17 protein-coding genes are annotated in these 19,049 nt (G+C 71.5%); 11 read left to right on the forward strand and 6 right to left on the reverse strand.

The window, feature by feature from the left end:
- Positions 1–226 precede the first annotated feature (226 nt).
- From purU (RF647_RS18640) to RF647_RS18650, 3 genes are all read left to right on the forward strand, one after another.
- Positions 227–1,147 (forward strand): formyltetrahydrofolate deformylase, encoded by a 921-nt coding sequence (gene purU / locus RF647_RS18640; protein ID WP_368813028.1) that lies wholly within the window; start codon positions 227–229, stop codon positions 1,145–1,147.
- Positions 1,148–1,272: 125 nt separating this feature from the next.
- A complete protein-coding gene (locus tag RF647_RS18645; protein ID WP_368813029.1) occupies positions 1,273–1,896 on the forward strand; it encodes a cyclodeaminase/cyclohydrolase family protein in 624 nt (207 codons plus the stop codon).
- Positions 1,893–2,786, forward strand: a complete 894-nt coding sequence (locus RF647_RS18650; protein ID WP_368813030.1) for a bifunctional 5,10-methylenetetrahydrofolate dehydrogenase/5,10-methenyltetrahydrofolate cyclohydrolase — start codon at positions 1,893–1,895, stop codon at positions 2,784–2,786. Before RF647_RS18645 ends, RF647_RS18650 begins: the two co-directional genes overlap by 4 nt.
- A 55-nt stretch (positions 2,787–2,841) precedes the next feature.
- Here RF647_RS18650 and RF647_RS18655 read toward each other — a convergent pair whose 3' ends face one another.
- Both RF647_RS18655 and RF647_RS18660 read right to left on the reverse strand, forming a co-directional pair.
- Positions 2,842–3,507, reverse strand: coding sequence for a GntR family transcriptional regulator (locus RF647_RS18655; protein ID WP_368813031.1), 666 nt, complete (start codon positions 3,505–3,507; stop codon positions 2,842–2,844).
- Positions 3,508–3,688: 181 nt separating this feature from the next.
- Complete coding sequence (locus RF647_RS18660; RefSeq protein ID WP_368813032.1) at positions 3,689–4,360, reverse strand: GntR family transcriptional regulator; 672 nt, start codon at positions 4,358–4,360, stop codon at positions 3,689–3,691.
- Between the two features lie 165 nt (positions 4,361–4,525).
- Between RF647_RS18660 and glyA the strand changes: the two genes are divergently transcribed.
- The 7 genes from glyA to purU (RF647_RS18695) are packed head-to-tail and all read left to right on the forward strand — an operon-like array spanning position 4,526 to position 13,220.
- Entirely contained in the window at positions 4,526–5,821 is a 1,296-nt protein-coding gene (gene glyA, locus RF647_RS18665; protein WP_368813033.1) for a serine hydroxymethyltransferase, read from the forward strand.
- Complete coding sequence (locus RF647_RS18670; protein ID WP_368813034.1) at positions 5,821–7,038, forward strand: sarcosine oxidase subunit beta family protein; 1,218 nt, start codon at positions 5,821–5,823, stop codon at positions 7,036–7,038. The genes glyA and RF647_RS18670 overlap by 1 nt, the downstream gene beginning before the upstream one ends.
- Before the next feature lie 14 nt (positions 7,039–7,052).
- The gene (locus RF647_RS18675) at positions 7,053–7,340 is read left to right on the forward strand and encodes a sarcosine oxidase subunit delta (RefSeq protein WP_368813035.1); all 288 of its coding nucleotides are present in this window, start codon (positions 7,053–7,055) and stop codon (positions 7,338–7,340) included.
- Positions 7,337–10,252: a sarcosine oxidase subunit alpha family protein gene (locus RF647_RS18680; protein ID WP_368813036.1), complete on the forward strand. Its 2,916-nt coding sequence runs from the start codon at positions 7,337–7,339 to the stop codon at positions 10,250–10,252. The genes RF647_RS18675 and RF647_RS18680 overlap by 4 nt, the downstream gene beginning before the upstream one ends.
- Positions 10,245–10,922 (forward strand): sarcosine oxidase subunit gamma, encoded by a 678-nt coding sequence (locus RF647_RS18685; protein WP_368813037.1) that lies wholly within the window; start codon positions 10,245–10,247, stop codon positions 10,920–10,922. Before RF647_RS18680 ends, RF647_RS18685 begins: the two co-directional genes overlap by 8 nt.
- Positions 10,922–12,325, forward strand: a complete 1,404-nt coding sequence (locus RF647_RS18690) for an L-serine ammonia-lyase (protein ID WP_368797625.1) — start codon at positions 10,922–10,924, stop codon at positions 12,323–12,325. The genes RF647_RS18685 and RF647_RS18690 overlap by 1 nt, the downstream gene beginning before the upstream one ends.
- A gap of 22 nt (positions 12,326–12,347) precedes the next feature.
- Positions 12,348–13,220 (forward strand): formyltetrahydrofolate deformylase, encoded by an 873-nt coding sequence (gene purU / locus RF647_RS18695; RefSeq protein ID WP_368813038.1) that lies wholly within the window; start codon positions 12,348–12,350, stop codon positions 13,218–13,220.
- Positions 13,221–13,315: 95 nt separating this feature from the next.
- Here purU (RF647_RS18695) and RF647_RS18700 read toward each other — a convergent pair whose 3' ends face one another.
- The 4 genes from RF647_RS18700 to RF647_RS18715 all read right to left on the reverse strand — a co-directional run bounded on the left by RF647_RS18700 (position 13,316) and on the right by RF647_RS18715 (position 18,168).
- Entirely contained in the window at positions 13,316–13,996 is a 681-nt protein-coding gene (locus RF647_RS18700) for an MBL fold metallo-hydrolase (RefSeq protein ID WP_368813039.1), read from the reverse strand.
- The gene (locus RF647_RS18705; protein ID WP_368813040.1) at positions 13,993–15,156 is read right to left on the reverse strand and encodes an S-(hydroxymethyl)mycothiol dehydrogenase; all 1,164 of its coding nucleotides are present in this window, start codon (positions 15,154–15,156) and stop codon (positions 13,993–13,995) included. Before RF647_RS18705 ends, RF647_RS18700 begins: the two co-directional genes overlap by 4 nt.
- A 133-nt stretch (positions 15,157–15,289) precedes the next feature.
- Positions 15,290–17,758, reverse strand: coding sequence for an FAD-dependent oxidoreductase (locus tag RF647_RS18710; protein ID WP_368813041.1), 2,469 nt, complete (start codon positions 17,756–17,758; stop codon positions 15,290–15,292).
- Positions 17,759–17,805: 47 nt separating this feature from the next.
- Entirely contained in the window at positions 17,806–18,168 is a 363-nt protein-coding gene (locus RF647_RS18715) for a bifunctional 3-phenylpropionate/cinnamic acid dioxygenase ferredoxin subunit (RefSeq protein WP_368813042.1), read from the reverse strand.
- Between the two features lie 351 nt (positions 18,169–18,519).
- On the opposite strand from RF647_RS18715, the gene RF647_RS18720 reads away from it, so the two are divergent.
- A partial coding sequence (locus RF647_RS18720) for an FAD-dependent oxidoreductase (RefSeq protein WP_368813043.1) occupies positions 18,520–19,049 on the forward strand: 530 nt, incomplete at its 3' end.

A 19,049-nucleotide genomic window follows, 5' to 3' on the forward strand; every position in this document is an offset into this window, starting at 1 on the left:
GTCCTCGTCCCCTCCGAACACCACATCGGCGCCTTCCACGACTGGATCACCGACAAGATCGGCGACGTCGTTCCCACCACGGGCGCCTGAGCACCCGCCGGCCCGGCCGGACCCCGGAGCTCACGGGCTGCCGCGCTCCGGCCGGGCCGGAGCGCCACGCCGAACCGCACGGCCCACCGGCACGTCAGCCATCCCCAGTAGACGCACATCCAGGCAGGAGCCTTCCATGACCGCCGTAGACACCCTTCCCTCCTCCGTGCAGCCGAGCGTGGCCCCCGCGGCGGCGCCCGGCGGGAGGACACTCCCCCAGTTCGTGCTGACGATCACCTGCCAGGACCAGGTGGGGATCGTCCACGCCGTCACGGAGTTCCTCCTCGCCCACGGGGCCAACATCAAGGAGCACCAGCAGTTCGACGACCCCGTGCACGGCGTCGTCCATCTGCGCACCGCGTTCACCGGCCCGGACGAACTGCGCCTCGAGACGATGGAGACGAACTTCGCGGCCATCGCCGACCGGTTCGGCATGCGCTATCGCCTCCACGACCAGACGCCGCCCCGCATGCTGGTCATGGTGTCCAAGGGAGGTCACTGCCTCAACGACCTGATCTTCCGGTGGCGGGCCGGCGGTCTCGGAGGAGAGATCGCCCTGGTGGTCTCCAACCACGAGGATCTCCGCCCCATGGCCGAGTCGGCAGGCCTGCCCTTCCTCCACGTCCCCGTCTCCCCCGCCACCAAGGAGGCTGCGGAGCAGCGCCTGCTGGAGCTGGTCGAGGAGCACGACATCGACCTCGTGGTGCTGGCGCGCTACATGCAGATCCTCTCGGACGATCTGTGCCGCGCGCTGGCGGGGCGGGCCATCAACATCCACCACTCCTTCCTGCCGGGGTTCAAGGGAGCCCGTCCCTACCACCAGGCCTACGAACGGGGCGTGAAGCTGGTCGGCGCCACCGCCCACTACGTCACGGCCGACCTGGACGAGGGGCCGATCATCGAGCAGGAGGTCATCCGGGTGGACCACAGCTACGACCCGAGGGCCCTCTCCACCGTGGGACAGGACGCCGAGGCGCTGGCCCTCTCCCGCGCGGTCCGCTGGCACTGCGAGCACCGCGTGCTCCTGGAGGGCACCAGCACCGTCGTCTTCCGCTGAGCACCGCCGTACCTGCGGCCCCGATCCTGCTTCGCCACCGGGTCCGGGGCCGCAGCCTCCCCTGTACCGGCCGGATCCACCGGCATCCGTCGCTGTCCAGCAGCACCCACCGAAGGAAACAGACCATGATCGGTTCGGAGACCCTCAACGACTACCTGGAGCGCCTGGCCTCCCGGGAGCCCACGCCCGGGGGCGGGGCGGCCGCGGCGCTGCACGCGGCCCAGGGGGCCGCCCTGATCGCCATGGTGGCGCGCTACACCACCGGTGCGCGCTACGCCCAGCACGAGGAGCGCTCCCTCCGGATCGCCGCCCGCACCGACGCCATCATCCCGGAGGCGCTGCAGCTGGCCGACGACGACGAGAAGGCCTTCGCGGCCGTGATCACCGCCTACCGCCTGCCCTCGGCCTCGGAGGAGGACCGAGCCGCTCGTTCCGCGGCCATCCAGCAGGCCACGATCGCGGCGGCCGCACCTCCGCGGGCGCTGATCGGCCTGGCCACGGAGGTGATCGACCTGGGCCGGGAGCTGGCCGAGTTCAGCAACCCCCATGTGATCAGCGACGTGGCCGCCGCTTCCGAGGCGGCTCGGGCCGCCATCGCCACGGCCCTGATCACGCTGGACATGAACATCAGCGCGATCACGGACGAGCGGACCCGGGCGGAGTTCACGGACGGGCTCCAGGACGGCCACGATGCCGTCCGGTCCGCCCAGTCCGTGACCGACCGCGTGCGCGAGAAGGTGATGGCATGACCGCGCGCCGGCTGACCGGGGCCCCCGTCGCACAGCGGCTGCGGGCCGAGACCGAGGACAACGTCACCGCCCTGCGCCACCGCGGGGTGGTCCCCGGGCTGGCGGTCGTGGTGGCCACCGACAACGAGGCGACCCTGTGGTACGTCCGCTCCATCGCGCGAGCTGCGGACAGGGCGGGCGTGCACTGCACGGTCGTCGACCTCGGGGCGGACGCCGGCGAGGACGAGCTCGCCTCGACGCTCGCTCTGCTCAGCGCGGACGAGGACGTCCACGGGATCATCCTGCAGACGCCCCTGCCACCGGGCGTGGACGGGGACGGGCTGGTGTCCCGCATCAGCGCCGCCAAGGACGTCGACGGGGCCAACCCCCTGAGCCTGGGACGCCTGACCGTGGGACAGGATGCCTTCGCCCCCGCGACGGCCCGCGCGGTGGTCGAGATCCTGGAGCACTACGAGGTGCCCCTCGCCGGCCGGCACGTCTCGGTGGTGGGTCGCTCAGCGGTCGTCGGCAAACCGCTGCTGCAGCTGCTGCTGCAGCGTGACGCCACCGTCACCGTCTGCCACTCCCGCTCCCGGCCGCTCGAGCGGTACACCTCCGAGGCGGAGATCGTCGTCGCGGCGGTGGGGCGGCCGGGTCTGGTCACCGGGGAGCACGTCCGCTCCGGTGCGGTGGTCGTCGACGTCGGCACCAACGTCCTCGACGACGGCGACCTGGTCGGCGATGTGGAGCCCGTCTCGACCACCGAGGTGGCGGCGGCCCTCACGCCCGTCCCCGGCGGTGTGGGCACGGTGACGACCGCTCTTCTGGTGCTGCACACGACGCAGGCGGCGCTGCGGCTCAGCCACGAGCTGGCCGCCACCCGGACGCCCGCGACGGGCGCCGTGCTCTGACCGCCGGACCGGTGCTCTCGCTCCTGCCGGCAGTGCCCAGCGGTGCCCGCGGGAGTCAGAGCACCTGACGGATCTGCGTCTCGAAGTCCTGGACGTGGTGGAGCATGATCGTGCCGGCCTCCTCGGCGTCGCCCGCCAGGACAGCGCTCAGCAGGGCGCTGTGGACCGTGATGTGCTCCTGCAGCTCGGGAATGCGGTCCGCCACCACGCACCAGATGCGGGTGGCCAGGTTGCTGTAGCGCTCCAGCGTGACCTGCAGGTGGGAGTTGCCGGCCGCCGCGTAGATCGCCCGGTGGATGCGCACGTCCCAGCGCAGCGCCTCGTCCTTGGGCAGCCCCTCGTTGCGCGGACCCGCCAGCAGATCGCGCAGCTCCTCCAGCTGGGGCCGGGAGTCCCCGCCGCGCCGTTCGGCCGCCAGCCGGGCGGCGAGGGGCTCCAGCACCTCACGGACCTGCGAGATCTCCGACAGCGCGGTGATGTCCACGGTGGTGGCGAACGTCCCGCGGCGGGAGTACGTGACCACCAGGTGTTCGGACTCGAGCCGTTTGAGCGCCTCGCGCAGCGGTGTCCGCCCGAGCTGCAGCTCCTGGGAGAGGCGGCCCTCGTTGAGCGGGGCTCCCGGGGGGATGTCCAGGAAGATCAGCCGGTCCTGCAGCTGCAGGAACGCCTGGTCGGCCAGGGAGAGCGGCTCGCCCTGGGTGTGGAGGGGCATGGTGGACATGGCGTGGTGTGCACTTTCCGTCGGCGTCGGGGAGCCACCGCGAGCGGACTCCTCCTGGAAGGGCCTTTCCCCTACCGTAGCGTCACATCCCACCGGATGCGGCCTGGTTCCTGCGCCCGGTGTCCCGCCGGGCCCTCGGAACCGTCGCCGTGGCGGAGGGGCCACCTGCGGCCGGACGGGTTCACAGCACGACCCGCATGGTCCGCTCGAAGCTGGTGACGTGGTCGAGGGCGAGACCGGCGGCCTCGTCGGCGCGCCCGGCGGCGATCGCCTCCAGCAGCTGCACGTGCTCGTGCACGTGCCCGGAGACCCCGGGCACCCGGTCCAGCACGAGGCACCAGATGCGGGTGGCGAGGTTGTCCAGCCGCACCAGCGTCTCCTCGAGGTGGTCGTTGCCCGCGGCCCGGTAGATCAGACGGTGCACGTCGAGGTCCGCGCGCATGAACGTGCGGTTCGTCGCATCGCCGCAGGCGAGTTCCTCGAGGGTGCGGGCCAGATCCTGCATCTGCTGCCGCACGGCCGGAGGAGCCGACAGAGCGGCCTTGTGCGCGGCGAGCGGCTCGAGGTGCCGGCGGAGCTCGGAGACGTCGGACAGGGCCGTGATGTCCACCTGCGTGGCGAACGTCCCCCTCCGGGCGTAGGAGACCACCAGGTGGTCCGTCTCCAGCCGCTTGAGCGCCTCCCGGATCGGAGTCCTGCCGATGCCCATCTCCGAGGCGAGGAGCGCATCGTGGATCATGGCGCCCGGCCGGATCTCGAGCATGGTCAAGCGGTCCCGCAACCGCCCGTACGCCTGATCTGCCAGCGACACGGGAACCTCTGGGCAGTGCTCGGTGATGGTCGTGGCGTTCATGACTTCCCTCCTGGATCGGGACCGGTGGACCGAGGGCGACGCCGCGGACGCGGGAGGCGCTCCGTCATCCATTGACACCCCGTGACCCCTAGCATACCTTTGGACCACAGCTGATATATCAAACTCGTATCAGCAATGGAATGCGATCCGTTTAGGAGCTCAGGGATGCCCGATCTGAACACTCATCTGGCCGAAGCCGACCCGGAGATCGCGGCGGCCATCGACCAGGAGCTGGTCCGCCAGCAGTCCACGCTGGAGATGATCGCCTCGGAGAACTTCGCCCCCGTGTCGGTGATGGAGGCGCAGGGCTCGGTGCTGACCAACAAGTACGCCGAGGGCTACCCCGGCCGGCGCTACTACGGCGGCTGCGAGCACGTCGACGTGATCGAGCAGCTGGCCATCGACCGCCTCAAGGCGCTGTTCGGCGCCGAGCACGCCAACGTCCAGCCCCACTCCGGGGCCCAGGCCAACGCCGCGGCCATGCACGCCCTGATCAAGCCCGGGGACACCATCCTCGGCCTGGACCTCGCCCACGGCGGGCACCTCACCCACGGCATGAAGCTGAACTTCTCCGGCAGGCTCTACCAGGTCGCCGCCTACGGGGTCTCCGAGGACGACCACCGGGTCGACATGGACGAGGTCGCCCGGCTCGCCCGGGAGCACCGCCCGCAGCTCATCATCGCCGGCTGGTCCGCCTACACGAGGCAGCTGGACTTCGCCGCGTTCCGTGCGATCGCCGACGAGGTCGGGGCCTACCTGATGGTGGACATGGCGCACTTCGCCGGGCTCGTCGCCGCCGGGTTGCACCCCAACCCGGTGCCCCACGCCGACGTGGTGACCTCCACGACGCACAAGACGCTCGGCGGCCCGCGCGGCGGGGTGATCCTGTGCAAGCAGGAGCACGCGAAGAAGATCAACTCCGCCGTCTTCCCCGGTCAGCAGGGCGGACCCCTCGAGCACGTGATCGCCGCCAAGGCCGTGGCCTTCAAGCACGCCGCGGCCGAGGAGTTCACCGACCGCCAGGTGCGCACCCTGGAGGGCGCCAAGATCCTGGCCACCCGGCTGCTGTCCCCGGACGTCATGGCCACCGGGATCAACCTGGTCAGCGGCGGCACCGACGTGCACCTGGTCCTGGTGGACCTGCGGAACTCCGAGCTCGACGGCCAGCAGGGCGAGGACCGGCTGCACCGCATCGGGATCACGGTCAACCGCAACGCCGTGCCCTTCGACCCGCGCCCGCCGATGGTCTCGTCCGGGCTGCGCATCGGCACACCGGCCCTGGCCGCCCGCGGCTTCGGGGCCGAGGAGTTCACCGAGGTCGCCGACATCATCGCCCACGCGCTGATCCAGGAGCCGACCGACGACCTCGTCGAGCAGCTGCGCGACCGCGTCACGGCCCTGGCCGAGGCCTTCCCGCTCTACCCGCGTCTGTCCGCCCCTGTCCTGAACGGAGCCCGGTGATGGCTGATCCGCTTCCGGAGCACCCGGACTTCCTGTGGCACAACCCGGACCCGAAGTCCTCCTACGACGCCGTGATCGTCGGCGGCGGCGGGCACGGGCTCGCGACCGCCTACTACCTGGCCAAGAACCACGGCATGACCAACATCGCCGTCCTGGAGCGGGGCTGGCTGGCCGGCGGGAACATGGCGCGCAACACCACGATCATCCGCTCCAACTACCTGTGGGACGAGTCCGCGGCCATGTACGAGCACTCCCTGAAGCTCTGGGAGATCCTGCCCGAGGAGCTGGAGTACGACTTCCTCTTCTCCCAGCGCGGCGTGATGAACCTGGCCCACACCCTGGGCGACGTCCGCGAGTCCGTCCGCCGGGTCAACGCGAACAAGCTCAACGGCATCGACGCGGAGTGGATCAGCCCGGAGCAGGTCAAGGAGCTCTGCCCGATCATCAACATCGGCGACGACATCCGCTATCCGGTGATGGGGGCGACCTACCAGCCGCGCGCGGGCATCGCCAAGCACGACCACGTGGCGTGGGCGTTCGCCCGCAAGTGCGACGAGATGGGCGTGGACATCATCCAGAACTGCGAGGTCAACGGCTTCGTCAAGGACGGCGACCGGGTGGTGGCCGTGGAGACCTCCCGTGGGCGGATCAACACCGGCAAGGTCGGCCTCTGCGGGGCCGGGCACAGCTCCGTCCTGGCGGAGCTCGCCGGGTTTCGGCTGCCGATCCAGTCCCACCCGCTGCAGGCCCTGGTCTCGGAGCTGCACGAGCCCGTGCACCCGACCGTGGTGATGTCCAACCACGTGCACGTCTACGTCTCCCAGGCCCACAAGGGCGAGCTGGTCATGGGCGCCGGCGTGGATGCCTACAACGGCTACGGCCAGCGGGGCGCCTTCCACGTCATCGAGGACCAGATGGCGGCCGCGGTGGAGCTCTTCCCGATCTTCGCCCGCGCCCACGTGCTGCGGACCTGGGGCGGCATCGTCGACGTCACCCTGGACGCCTCGCCGATCGTCTCCAAGACGCCCGTGGACCAGATGTACGTCAACTGCGGCTGGGGAACCGGCGGGTTCAAGGGAACTCCCGGAGCCGGCTACTCCTTCGCCCACACCATCGCCAACGACGAGCCCCACCCCCTCAACGAGCCCTTCGCCCTGGAGCGGTTCGAGACCGGGGTCCTCATCGACGAGCACGGCGCCGCCGCCGTGGCCCACTAGGAGGCCGGACCACCATGCTGCTGATCGAGTGCCCCAACTGCGGGCTCCGCGACGAGACCGAGTACCAGTACGGCGGGGAGGCCCATGTGCCCTACCCCGAGGACCCCAGCCGGCTCTCAGACAAGGAGTGGGCGGAGTACCTCTTCTACCGCAACAACCCCAAGGGCCTGATCGCCGAGCGGTGGGCCCACGCCGTCGGCTGCCGCCGCTGGTTCAACGTCGTCCGCGACACCGTGACCTACGAGATCAAGGCCGTCTACAGGATGGGCGAGCCCAAGCCCGAGATCGGAGGCGTCAAGTGAGCGCTCAGACCCACCGCCTGCCGGCGCAGCAGAGTGCCGCCGGCAGCATCGACCGCACGAAGCCGGTGCGCTTCACCGTCGACGGGCAGGAGCACACCGGGTACGCCGGTGACACCCTGGCCTCGGCCCTGCTCGCCGCGGGGCGCATCCACTGCGGCGACTCGATGTACCTGGGCCGTCCGCGCGGGATCGTGTCCGCCGGCGTGGAGGAGCCCAACGCCCTGGTCAAGGTCGCCGCGCGCACCGGGGCCGACGTCGACGAGTCCATGCTCCCGGCCACCACGGTGGAGCTGACCGACGGGCTGCGGGCGAGCTACCTGCGCGGGCTCGGACAGCTCGACCCCCGCAAGGACGAGGCCGTCTACGACCACAAGCACGTGCACACCGACGTCCTCGTCGTCGGCGCCGGGCCCGCGGGCCTGGCCGCCGCCCGGGAGGCCGCCCGCACCGGGGCCCGCGTGATCCTCATGGACGAGCAGCCACAGGCCGGTGGCTCCCTGCTGTCGGGCCGCGACGACGTCGTCGACGGCCTGCCCGCCCGCACCTGGGTGGCCGAGACCCTCGCCGCTCTCGTGGCGGCCCCGGAGGTCACGGTCCTGCACCGCACCACGGCCTTCGGCAACTACGACAGCAACTACGTCGTCGCCGTCCAGCGGCGCACCGGCCACCTCGCCGAGGCCCCTGGGGCCGGGGTGTCCCGGGAGCGGATCTGGCACGTGCGGGCGCAGCAGGTCGTGCTGGCCACCGGCGCCCACGAGCGGCCGGTGGTGTTCGCCAACAACGACCGCCCCGGCGTCATGCTCGCCGGCGCAGTGCGCACCTACCTCAACCGCTACGCGGTGGCCGCCGGCACGTCGGTGGTCGTGGCCACCACGAACGACTCCGCCTACGACCTGGTGGCCGACCTCGTCGCCGCCGGAGTGCGCGTCGCGGCCGTGGTCGACTCCCGCCCGGAGCTCCACGGCCGGGCCGCCGAGATCGCCGGGAGCACCGGGGTGCGCCTGTTCCCCGGCAGCGCCGTGGTGGACACCGCCGGCGACGGCGAGCACGGGCGGATCAGCGCCGTCACGGTCGCCGAGCTCGACGGGTCAGGCACGCCGGCCGGCCCCACCACGACCGTGGACACGGATCTGCTCGCCGTCTCGGGCGGGTGGACCCCGGTGGTCCACCTGCACAGCCAGCGGCAGGGGAAGCTGACCTGGGACGAGCGCCTTGCGGCGTTCGTACCGGCCGCCCCCGTGCGGGACCAGCACACCGCGGGCTCGGTCAACGGCACCACCGACCTCGCGTGGTGCCTCACCGAGGGCGCCCTCGCCGGCGCCGAGGCCGCCCGCCGGGCCGGCTTCGAGACTCGGCCCGAGACCCCGCACGCGGAGAGCGTGGAGTCCTCGCCGGTCCGGCAGCTGTGGCTGGTGCCCGGGCCCGAGGGCGGGTCCGCCGACTGGGCCCACCACTTCGTGGACCTCCAGCGCGACCAGACGGTCGCCGACGTGCTGCGCTCGACCGGCGCCGGCATGCGCAGCGTCGAGCACGTCAAGCGCTACACCTCGATCTCCACCGCCAACGACCAGGGCAAGACCTCCGGGGTCAACGCCATCGGCGTCATCGCCGCGGCCCTGAAGAGCACCGACGTCGGGGGCATCGGCACCACCACGTACCGCGCCCCCTACACCCCGGTGGCCTTCACGGCCCTGGCCGGACGACGGCGCGGCGACTTGTTCGACCCGGCGCGGCTGACCTCGATCCACCCTTGGCACGTGGCCCGTGGGGCCCTGTTCGAGGACGTGGGGCAGTGGAAGCGGCCCTGGTACTACCCCCAGGACGGGGAGGACATGGACGCCGCGGTGCTGCGCGAGTGCGCCGCCGTGCGGACGGGCGTCGGCTTCATGGACGCCACCACCCTGGGCAAGATCGAGATACGGGGCAAGGACGCCGGGGAATTCCTCAACCGCGTCTACACCAACGCCTTCAAGAAGCTCAAGCCCGGCATGGGCCGCTACGGCGTCATGTGCACCCCCGACGGCATGGTCTTCGACGACGGCGTGACCCTGCGCCTGGACGAGGACCGGTACTTCATGACGACCACCACCGGTGGGGCGGCCAAGGTCCTGGAGTGGCTCGAGGAGTGGTCCCAGACCGAGTGGCCGGAGCTGGACGTGGTGTTCGCCTCGGTCACCGAGCAGTACACCACCGTGGCCGTCGTCGGCCCGAAGTCCCGGGCCGTCATCGAGAAGCTCGCCCTAGACCTGGACGTGTCCAACGAGGCGTTCCCGTTCATGGCCTTCCGCGAGACCGTCCTGGCCTCCGGGGTCCCCGCGCGGGTCTGCCGGATCTCCTTCTCCGGGGAGCTGGCCTTCGAGATCAACGTCTCCTCCTGGTACGGCCTGTCGGTCTGGGAGTCCGTCGCGGAGGCCGGCGCCGAGTTCGGCATCACCCCCTACGGCACCGAGACCATGCACGTGCTGCGCGCGGAGAAGGCCTTCCCCATCGTGGGCCAGGACACCGACGGCACCGTCACCCCGCAGGACCTGGGGATGGACTGGGTGGTGTCCAAGACCAAGGACTTCATCGGCAGGCGATCCTACGACCGCCCGTCCGCCACCAGCCCCGACCGCAAGCAGCTGGTCGCGGTCCTGCCGGTGGACCGGACGTTCCGGCTGCCGGAGGGTGCCCAGCTGGTCGACCACGGCACCCCCATCACCCCGGAGCAGGGGCCGGTCCCGATGGTCGGGCACGTCACCTCGAGCTACCGCAGCGCCGCCCTCGAGCGGACCTTCGGGCTCGCCCTGGTGGAGAACGGCCGCAACCGCATCGGTGAGACGCTCCAGGCCCCGCTCGACGGCCGGCTCGTGGACGTCGTCATCGCAGAACCCGTGCTCTACGACCCCGAAGGGAACCGCCGTGATGGCTGAGCAGCTCCTGACCGACACCACCACCCTGCGCCGCAGTCCCCTCGCCCACCTCGCGCAGCAGATGCACGAGCAGACCGTGACGGGTGAGCGGGGCGTGGCCCTGCGCGAGATCCCGTTCCTGACCATGGTGGGCCTGCGCGTGGTGCCCGGCACCCCGGCCGCCGAGGCCGTGACCGCCACGGCGGGGCTGCCCCTGCCGGGCGGCCACGGTCGGGTCACCGGCGCCCCGGACGGCACGGCGCTCCTGTGGATCGGGCCCGACGAGTTCCTGCTCGTCGGCTCCGAGGGCGCGGGGCCCGCGGAGATCGGCCCTGCGGGGAGCGACCTCCGAGCGGCGGGCACCGACGACGCCGGCACCGCCGCCGGACTGGCCCGGGCCCTCGGCACCCAGCCCGGTCAGGCCGTGGACCTGTCCGCCAACCGCACCACGCTCGAGCTGTCCGGGCCCTCGGCCCGCGCGGTGCTCGAGAAGAGCTGCCACCTGGACCTGCACCCGCGGGCCTTCGCGGTCGGCACCGCCGTGGCCACGACCCTGGGCCCGGTGCAGGTCCTGCTGTGGCGGACCGCGGAGCTGACCTGGCGGATCATGCCGCGGGCCTCCTTCGCCGAGTACACCGCCCGGTGGCTGCTGGACGCCATGACGGAGTTCGCCTCCCCCGAGGTGCCCTGATGGCCCTGTCCGTCCTGGACCTGTTCTCCGTCGGCATCGGGCCCTCCTCGTCCCACACGGTGGGCCCGATGCGCGCCGCCCGGCTGTTCACGGAGGGGCTGGCCGGTGACGGCCTCCTCGACGCGGTCTCCCGGGTCCGGGCCGAGCTGTTCGGCTCCCTGGGCGCGACCGGGCACGGTCACGGCTCGGACAAGGCCGTGATCCTGGGCCTGCAGGGTGAGGACCCGGAGACCGTGGACACCGACACCGCCGACGCCCAGGTCCAGGCGAGCACGGACCGCGGTCAGCTGTGCCTGGCGGGCGTCCGCCCGATCCCCTTCGACCGGGCCGGGGACGTCGTGATGCACCGGCGCAAGTCGTTGCCGGCGCACCCCAACGGCATGACGTTCCACGCGTACGGGGCGGACGGCGAGCCGGTGCGGGAGCGCACCTACTACTCGGTGGGCGGCGGGTTCGTGGTGGACGGTGACGCGTCCGGGGCGGACCGCGTCGTTCAGGACACCACCGAGGTGCCGTACCCGTTCACCAGTGGTCGGCAGCTCCTGGAGCACTGCCGGCGCGAGCAGACGTCGATCGCCGGGATCATGCTCGCCAACGAGCTGTCCTGGCGCAGCGAGGAGCAGCTCCGGTCGAGCCTGCTGCACATCTGGGGCGTCATGCAGGAGTGCGTGGAGAACGGGTGCACCCGCACGGAGGCACGGTTGCCCGGTGGGCTGAAGGTCCGCCGCCGGGCACCGGGCCTGCGGGCCCGGCTCCGGGAGGCCGAGGCCGCCGCCGAGGCGTGTGCCGTCCGGCCGGCGTCCGATCCCCTGCAGGCCATGGAGTGGATCAACCTCTACGCCCTGGCGGTCAACGAGGAGAACGCCTCCGGCGGGCGGATCGTCACCGCCCCGACCAACGGGGCGGCGGGCATCATCCCCGCCGTGCTGCACTACTACGCCCGGTTCATCGCCGGGGCGGACGAGGACGGGGTGGTGGAGTTCCTGCTGACGGCGGCCGCCGTCGGCATCCTCATCAAGGAGAACGCCTCCATCTCCGGCGCGGAGATGGGCTGCCAGGGCGAGGTGGGCTCGGCCTGCTCGATGGCCGCCGCGGGCCTGTGCGCGGTGCTGGGCGGCACCCCGGAACAGGTCGAGAACGCCGCCGAGGTCGGCATGGAGCACAACCTCGGGCTGACCTGCGATCCGGTGGGCGGGCTCGTGCAGATCCCGTGCATCGAGCGCAACGCGATCGCCTCCGTCAAGGCCATCAACGCCGCACGTCTTGCCCTCCAGGGCGACGGCGAGCACACGGTCTCGCTCGACCAGGTCATCAAGACCATGCGCGAGACCGGCAACGACATGAAGATCAAGTACAAGGAGACCTCCCGTGGTGGACTGGCCGTCAACGTCATCGAATGCTGAGCAGCTCCTGCAGCCGCAGGCCGTGTCCACGGCACCTGCCACGACGGAGCTGGTGCTGACCCTCGACTGCCCCGAGAGACCGGGGATCGTGCACGCCGTCAGCGGTGTGCTCCTGGAGCACGGCTGCAACATCGTCGAGCTCACCCAGTTCGACGACCGGCGGCTCGGCCACTTCTTCATGCGCGTGCACGTCGCCTCGGCCACGGGCGAGGGCCTCGACCCCGAGGCCCTCCGGGCAGACCTGGCCCCGGTGGCCGAGCGCTTCGACATGCGCTGGGAGCTCAGCGAGCACGGGGCGAAGCGGCGCGTGCTGGTGATGGTCTCCAAGTTCGGCCACTGCCTCAACGACCTGCTCTTCCGCGCCCGGACCGGAGACCTGCCCGTGGACATCGTCGCGGTGGTCTCCAACCACCGGGACCACCAGCGCCTCGTCGAGTGGCACGGCATCCCGTTCTACCACGTGCCCGTCACCCGGGACACCAAGCCCCAGGCCGAGGCCCGCCTGCTGGAGCTCGTGGACCGCTTCGAGGTGGACCTCGTGGTCCTGGCCCGCTACATGCAGGTGCTCAGCGACTCGCTGGCCACCCGGATGGAGGGACGGGTGATCAACATCCACCACTCGTTCCTGCCCAGCTTCAAGGGGGCCAAGCCGTACCACCAGGCCTACGACCGCGGGGTGAAGACCGTGGGCGCCACGGCGCACTACGTCAACGCCGAGCTGGACGAGGGCCCGATCATCGCCCAGCAGCTCGTGGACGTGGACCACACTTACGGCCCGGAGGACCTCGTGGCGGCGGGCCGGGACACCGAGTGCAAGGCCCTGTCCAACGCGGTGAAGTGGCACTGCGAGGGCCGGGTCATCCTGCACGGCAACCGCACGGTCGTCCTGCGCTGAGCACGCACGACAGAGCGCCGCCCCCGGGGGGTCCCCGGGGGCGGCGCTCTGTCGTAGGTGCTCCGGGACGCCACCCGGGCCGGCCTCCTGCCGGCTCAGTGGCCGCGGTCGATCCACTCCTGCAGGTGGGGCGCCTCCGTGCCGATCGTGGTGGTGTCCCCGTGGCCGGTGAGCACCTCCGTGGTCCCCGGCAGGGTGAGCAGCCGCTCGCGGATGGAGTCGACGATCGTGGGGAAGTCCGACCAGGACCGGCCGGTGGCGCCGGGACCGCCCTGGAACAGGGTGTCCCCGGAGAACAGCACTCCGCCCTCGCCCAGGTCCGGTGCCCAGAAGCACACCGAGCCCGGCGAGTGACCCGGGGTGTGCAGCGCGGTGAGGCGCACCCCGCCCACCGAGTAGACGTCACCGTCGCGGATGATGCGGTCGAAGCGGCGGGCGGGGTGGACCTGCTCCCAGAGCATCGTGTCGTCCGGGTGCAGGTACACCGGTGCCCGCAGCTGCTCGGCGACCTCGACGACGGCGCGGATGTGGTCGTCGTGGCCGTGGGTGAGCAGGATGGCCACCACTGCCCGGCCGCCGACGGCGTCCACGACCTGCTGCGGGGCGTGGGCCGGGTCGATGACCACGCACTGCTCGTCGTCGCCCACGATCCACACGTTGTTCTCGACCTCCCAGGTGCCCCCATCCAGGGAGAACGTCCCCGAGGTCACCAGGTGCTCCACCCGGACCCGGCCCGTGGCGTCCGTGCGCCGTCCCACATCCGGCCGCGCGGTCATCGGGCCGCTCCGGCCGGGGCGGCCACGCCGGTCTCCGCGCCGCGCTCCTCCGCACCGGTCGCGGAGCGGTCCAGCTCCACGACGGAGCGCAGGACGGTGCCGGCCTTCATCTTCGCGAAGGCCTCTTCGACGTCGTCCAGGCCGATGCGCTCCGTGACGAACCCGTCGAGGTCCAGCCGGCCCAGCCGGTACTGGTCCACCAGCATCGGGAAGTCCCTGGAGGGGAGGGTGTCGCCGTACCAGGCGGACCTGATGGACCCGCCGCGGCCGAAGACCTCGTCCAGCGGGATCTCCCACGTGGTGCCGGGGGCGGGCACCCCGACCAGCACCATCCGGCCGGCCAGGTCACGGGCCTCGAACGCCTGCTTGAAGGTGGGGGCGATGCCCACCGCGTCGATCACCAGGTCGGCGCCGTTCCCGCCCGTGAGCGCCCGGATTGCCGCCACGGGGTCCTGCTCCTTCGAGTTGACCACGTGGGTGGCGCCGAACTTCTCCGCGGTGGCCAGCTTCTCGTCGTCGAGGTCCACGGCCACGATCGTGGTGGCCCCGGCCAGTGCGGCACCGGCGACTGCGGCCGCCCCGACCCCACCGCAGCCGATCACGGCCACGGACTCCCCGCGCCGGACGGCGCCGGTGTTGAGCACCGCGCCGATGCCGGCCATCACGCCGCACCCGAGCAGCCCGACGGCCGCGTACTGGTGCGGTTCGAGGTCTGCCTCGATCTTGGTGCACTGCCCGGCGGCCACCAGGGTCTTCTCGGCGAACGACCCGATGCCCAGGGCCGGGGTCAGCGGGGTGCCGTCCTCGAGCGTCATCCTCTGGGTGGCGTTGTGGGTGGCGAAGCAGTACCAGGGCTCGCCCCTGCGGCAGGCCCGGCACTCGCCGCACACCGCCCGCCAGTTCAGGATCACGTGGTCGCCCACGGCGACCTCGGTGACCCCCTCCCCGACCGCGGACACCACGCCCGAGGACTCGTGGCCGAGCAGGAACGGGAAGTCGTCGCCCACCCCGCCCTCGACGTAGTGGTGGTCGGTCTGGCACACCCCGCAGGTGAGCACGTCCACCAGTGCCTCCCCCGGTCCGGGGTCCGGCACGAGGATGGTCTCCACACTCACCGGCTGGTTCTTGCCCTTGGACACCACGCCCTTGACCTTGTGCATGCTGGAACTGCCTTTCGTCGTCGTCGGCACCGGGAACGGTGCTCGCTCGCAGAAGTCGTACTGGGAAGTCCCGAGGTCGGGACGAGAAGCCGCGGCCGGAGCGGCGCGCGCCCCGGCCGCGGCGGCAGGGGCCTCAGCCGCGGATCCGCTCCATGCCGGGGTCCACGAGCGGCTCGGCGCTGACCGTGGCGGGAATGCGCTCGCCGAGGTACTCGATCTCGACGCCGTCCCCCTCGGAGAGCTCCGGCGGGAGCCAGGCGTAGGCGACCGGGCGTCCCACGGTGTGGCCGAAGACGGCGCTGGTGACGTACCCGGCGGCGGCGCCGTCCACGTACACGGGCTCCTTGCCCATGACCACGGAGCGGCCGTCGTCGACCGTCAGGCAGCGCAGCCGGCGCCGCACCTGGCCGTTGGAGGCCACGGCCTCCGAACCCACGAACTCGCCCTTGTCCTTCTTGACGGCGAAGTCCAGTCCCGCCTCCACCGCGGTGTGCTCGGTGGTCATGTCGGTGCCCCAGGAGCGGTAGCCCTTCTCCACGCGCAGGCTGTTGAAGGCGGCGCGCCCCGCGGGGACGATGCCGAACTCCTGGCCCGCCATGTGCAGCAGGTCCCACAGCCGCAGTCCCTGGTCGGCGGTGGTGTACAGCTCCCAGCCGAGCTCGCCCACGTAGGAGAGGCGCATCGCGGTGACCCGCAGGCCGCCCACCCGGATCTGCTTGGTGCGGAAAAACTTCAGGCCGTCGTTGGACAGGTCGTCACGGGAGACCTTCGCCATGACCTCCCGGGCCTTCGGTCCCCACAGCCCGATGCAGCACGTCTCGGCGGTGGTGTCCCGGACCAGAGCCCAGGCGGCGGGGTCCTCGGCGCTCTGCCGGGTGGCCTCGGCGGACAGGTACGCCACGTCGACGCTGCTGTTGATGCCGGCCTGGAACAGGTTCTCGCTGAGCCGGGCCACGGTGATGTCGCTGCGGATCCCGGCCTTCTCGTCCAGCAGGAGGCAGTACGTCACGGCGCCCGGCTTGCGCAGGATGTTGCCGGTGGTGAGCCGTTGCAGCAGGGCGGCGGCTCCGGGTCCTTCGACCGTCACGCGCTTGAGCGGGGTCATGTCGTACATCGCCACGGCGGTGCGGGTCCTCCAGGCCTCGACCGCCGCGATCGGCGAGTGGAACCGGGCCGCCCACGGCTCGCGCTCCGGCTCGCGCCACTCCTCGGGCAGCTGCGCCAGGAGCGCGGCATTGGACTCGTACCAGTGCGGGCGCTCCCACCCGTGGCTCTCCAGGAAGAACGCGCCGAGCTCCAGCTCCCGGGGATAGAACGGGCTGACCCGCAGGTTGCGCGGCGACTCCCGGGGCTGGAGGGGGTGGAGGACGTCGTAGATCTCCACGAAGTTCTGCTTGCCCGTCTCCTCGACGTACTCCGGGGAGAGCTGCACGTCGTCGAACCGGGTGGCCTCGCAGCCGTGCAGGTCCGTCTCCGGGGTGCCGTCCACCAGCAGCTCGGCCATGGCCTTGGCCACGCCCGAGGAGTGGGTGACCCACACGGCCTCCGCCACCCAGAACCCGGCGAGGTCCGGGGACTCGCCGATGAGCGGGCCCCCGTCCGGGGTGAAGGAGAAGATCCCGTTGAAGCCCTCGGCCACCTCGCTGCCGCGCAGGCTCGGGAGGAAGCGCTGGCTCTCGGCCCACTGCTCGGTGAAGTCCTCGGGCGTGAAGTCCAGGCGGGAGGGCATCCGGTCGTGGGCGATGTCGCGGGGCGCGTAGTGCGGCAGGTCGGTCAGATCCACCGGCATCGGGCGGTGCGCGTAGGAGCCGATGCCGATCCGGTCCCCCCACTCCCGGTAGTAGAGGTCCGCGTCCTGGTGCCGGAGGATCGGCAGGGTCGCGCCGATCGGGGCGTCGTGCTTGCCGACCAGCTCCGGGACCGCGGAGGTGAAGACGTACTGGTGGGCCAGCGGCTGGATGGGGCACGGCATGCCGGCCATCTCGCCGATCGCGGGCCCCCAGAATCCGGCGCAGGAGACGACGATGTCCGCCGGCACGGTTCCGTCGGACGTGGTCACGCCGGTCACGCGGCCGTTCGACCGCTCGATGCCGGTGACGGTCGTCTCCGCGCAGTAGGTCACGCCGGCGCGGGTGGTGCGCTCGATGAGCACCTGCACCGCCTTGGCCGCCAGGGCGAGCCCGTCCGTCGGCACGTGATAGCCGCCCAGGACCATCTCGGGGTTGACCAGGGGGTGCTGCTCGAGCACCTCCTCGGGAGTGAGCAGTCGGCCCTCGATCCCCCACGACGTCGCGTAGCCCACCTTGCGCTTGAGCTCCTCCAGCCGCGCGGGCGTGGTGGCCACCTCGAGGCCGCCGACCTGGTTGAAGCAGCCCAGGGACACGAGCTTCTCCACGGTGTACCGCGCGAGGTGGGTCATCGTCCGTGACGGGTTCGTCTGGTAGACGAGTCCGGGGGCGTGGGACGTCGAGCCGCCGGGAAGAGGCAGCGGGCCCTGCTCCAGGACCGTGATGTCCGTCCAGCCGCGCTGGACGAGCTCGTCGGCAAGGTTGGTGCCGACGATGCCGGCTCCGATGATGACGACGCGAGGGGTGGTGCTCATGGGGTGGTTCTCCTGACCTGCGGGTGTCGTGCGGGGATCGGCCGGGTTCAGCTCGGCTGGGACTCGTGGCCGTTGACGGTGAGACCGGGCGGCAGGTTCGGTGCCTCGCTCGACTCCTCGACCATGATGTCGCCGTCCACGACGGCCACCTTGTGGGTTCGGACCGGCAGCTTGGCCGGAGGGGCGTCCACCGCGCCGGTGCGCAGGTTGAACTTGGACGCGTGCAGGGGGCACTCCACCTCGCACCCCTCCACCCAGCCGTCGGCGAGCGAGGCGTCCTGGTGGGTGCAGGTGTCGTCGAGGGCGAACAGCTCACCCTCCTCCGTGTGGAACACGGCGATGGGCGGGACGGTGTCGAGGCGCAGGGCGTCACCGGGTGCGAGGTCCTTGAGGGGACAGGCCTTGTGCATCGGATCAGATCCTTTCCTGAGGTGGCTCGGGCCTGCTGTGCCGAGCGTTGCTACCTCGACCGCACTGCCTCACGATGAGCAACAAGTGTTGCAATGTGCAACATCGTGAGGACTCGCACCGAACCCTGTCAAGAGCCGGGGCCCACCCGGAACCCGCGCCGAGCCGCACGGGGACGCAATGTAAATTCCCCGGGTCGAATTCGCGGGACCCCTTGACGGGGCCGGTGGCGAGGTTCACGCTGATTCTCACATTGTGAACCGCGTTGCACGAAGCGCACAGGAAGTCCGTCCCCCGGACCTCCCCGCCGTTGCTCCGGGTCATTCAGGACGAAGATCTGAAAGGGGTCCCTCATGGAGTCCCTCGTCATTGTCGGAGCGTCGCTGGCGGGCCTGTCGGCCGCCCGGGCCGCCCGGAGCCTCGGGTTCGCCGGACGACTGGTGATCATCGGTGATGATCCCGCCCGCCCCTACGACCGGCCCCCGCTGTCCAAGGACTTCCTCGCCGGCCGGATCGAGCTCGAGGACCTGGCCCTGGAGACCGACACCGACGCCCTGGAGGCCGAGTGGATCCTCGGGACCCGGGCGGTGTCCTTCGACGCAACCACCCGTCTGGTGCACCTGGAGGACGAGCGGTCGGTGCGCGCCGACGGCCTGGTGATCGCCACCGGTGCCTCGCCCCGGTCGCTGCCGCAGCTCGCCGGGAGCGCGAACGTGGTGAGCCTGCGCACCGTCGCCGACGCGCAGAGGCTCCGGGGGCTGCTGGCTGCCGGGCGGCGGCTCGTGGTCGTGGGCGCCGGCTTCATCGGCGCGGAGGTCGCCTCCACCGCCCACGCCCTCGGTCTGGACGTCACGGTGCTGGAGAAGTCCCCCATCCCCCTCTG

Source organism: Kocuria sp. CPCC 205263 (genome assembly GCF_040981075.1).
Classification (GTDB): domain Bacteria; phylum Actinomycetota; class Actinomycetes; order Actinomycetales; family Micrococcaceae; genus Kocuria; species Kocuria rosea.

Bases quoted from the DNA above. Each gene is read 5' to 3' on its own strand.
- RF647_RS18690 (WP_368797625.1), top strand. From the start codon at position 10,922: ATGGCCCTGTCCGTCCTGGACCTGTTCTCCGTCGGCATCGGGCCCTCC.
- RF647_RS18645 (WP_368813029.1), top strand. From the start codon at position 1,273: ATGATCGGTTCGGAGACCCTCAACGACTACCTGGAGCGCCTGGCCTCC.
- RF647_RS18675 (WP_368813035.1), top strand. From the start codon at position 7,053: ATGCTGCTGATCGAGTGCCCCAACTGCGGGCTCCGCGACGAGACCGAG.
- RF647_RS18670 (WP_368813034.1), top strand. From the start codon at position 5,821: ATGGCTGATCCGCTTCCGGAGCACCCGGACTTCCTGTGGCACAACCCG.
- RF647_RS18650 (WP_368813030.1), top strand. From the start codon at position 1,893: ATGACCGCGCGCCGGCTGACCGGGGCCCCCGTCGCACAGCGGCTGCGG.
- RF647_RS18710 (WP_368813041.1), bottom strand. From the start codon at position 17,758: ATGAGCACCACCCCTCGCGTCGTCATCATCGGAGCCGGCATCGTCGGC.
- RF647_RS18685 (WP_368813037.1), top strand. From the start codon at position 10,245: ATGGCTGAGCAGCTCCTGACCGACACCACCACCCTGCGCCGCAGTCCC.
- RF647_RS18705 (WP_368813040.1), bottom strand. From the start codon at position 15,156: ATGCACAAGGTCAAGGGCGTGGTGTCCAAGGGCAAGAACCAGCCGGTG.
- RF647_RS18700 (WP_368813039.1), bottom strand. From the start codon at position 13,996: ATGACCGCGCGGCCGGATGTGGGACGGCGCACGGACGCCACGGGCCGG.
- RF647_RS18655 (WP_368813031.1), bottom strand. From the start codon at position 3,507: ATGTCCACCATGCCCCTCCACACCCAGGGCGAGCCGCTCTCCCTGGCC.
- RF647_RS18660 (WP_368813032.1), bottom strand. From the start codon at position 4,360: ATGAACGCCACGACCATCACCGAGCACTGCCCAGAGGTTCCCGTGTCG.
- purU (WP_368813028.1), top strand. From the start codon at position 227: ATGACCGCCGTAGACACCCTTCCCTCCTCCGTGCAGCCGAGCGTGGCC.
- RF647_RS18715 (WP_368813042.1), bottom strand. From the start codon at position 18,168: ATGCACAAGGCCTGTCCCCTCAAGGACCTCGCACCCGGTGACGCCCTG.
- glyA (WP_368813033.1), top strand. From the start codon at position 4,526: ATGCCCGATCTGAACACTCATCTGGCCGAAGCCGACCCGGAGATCGCG.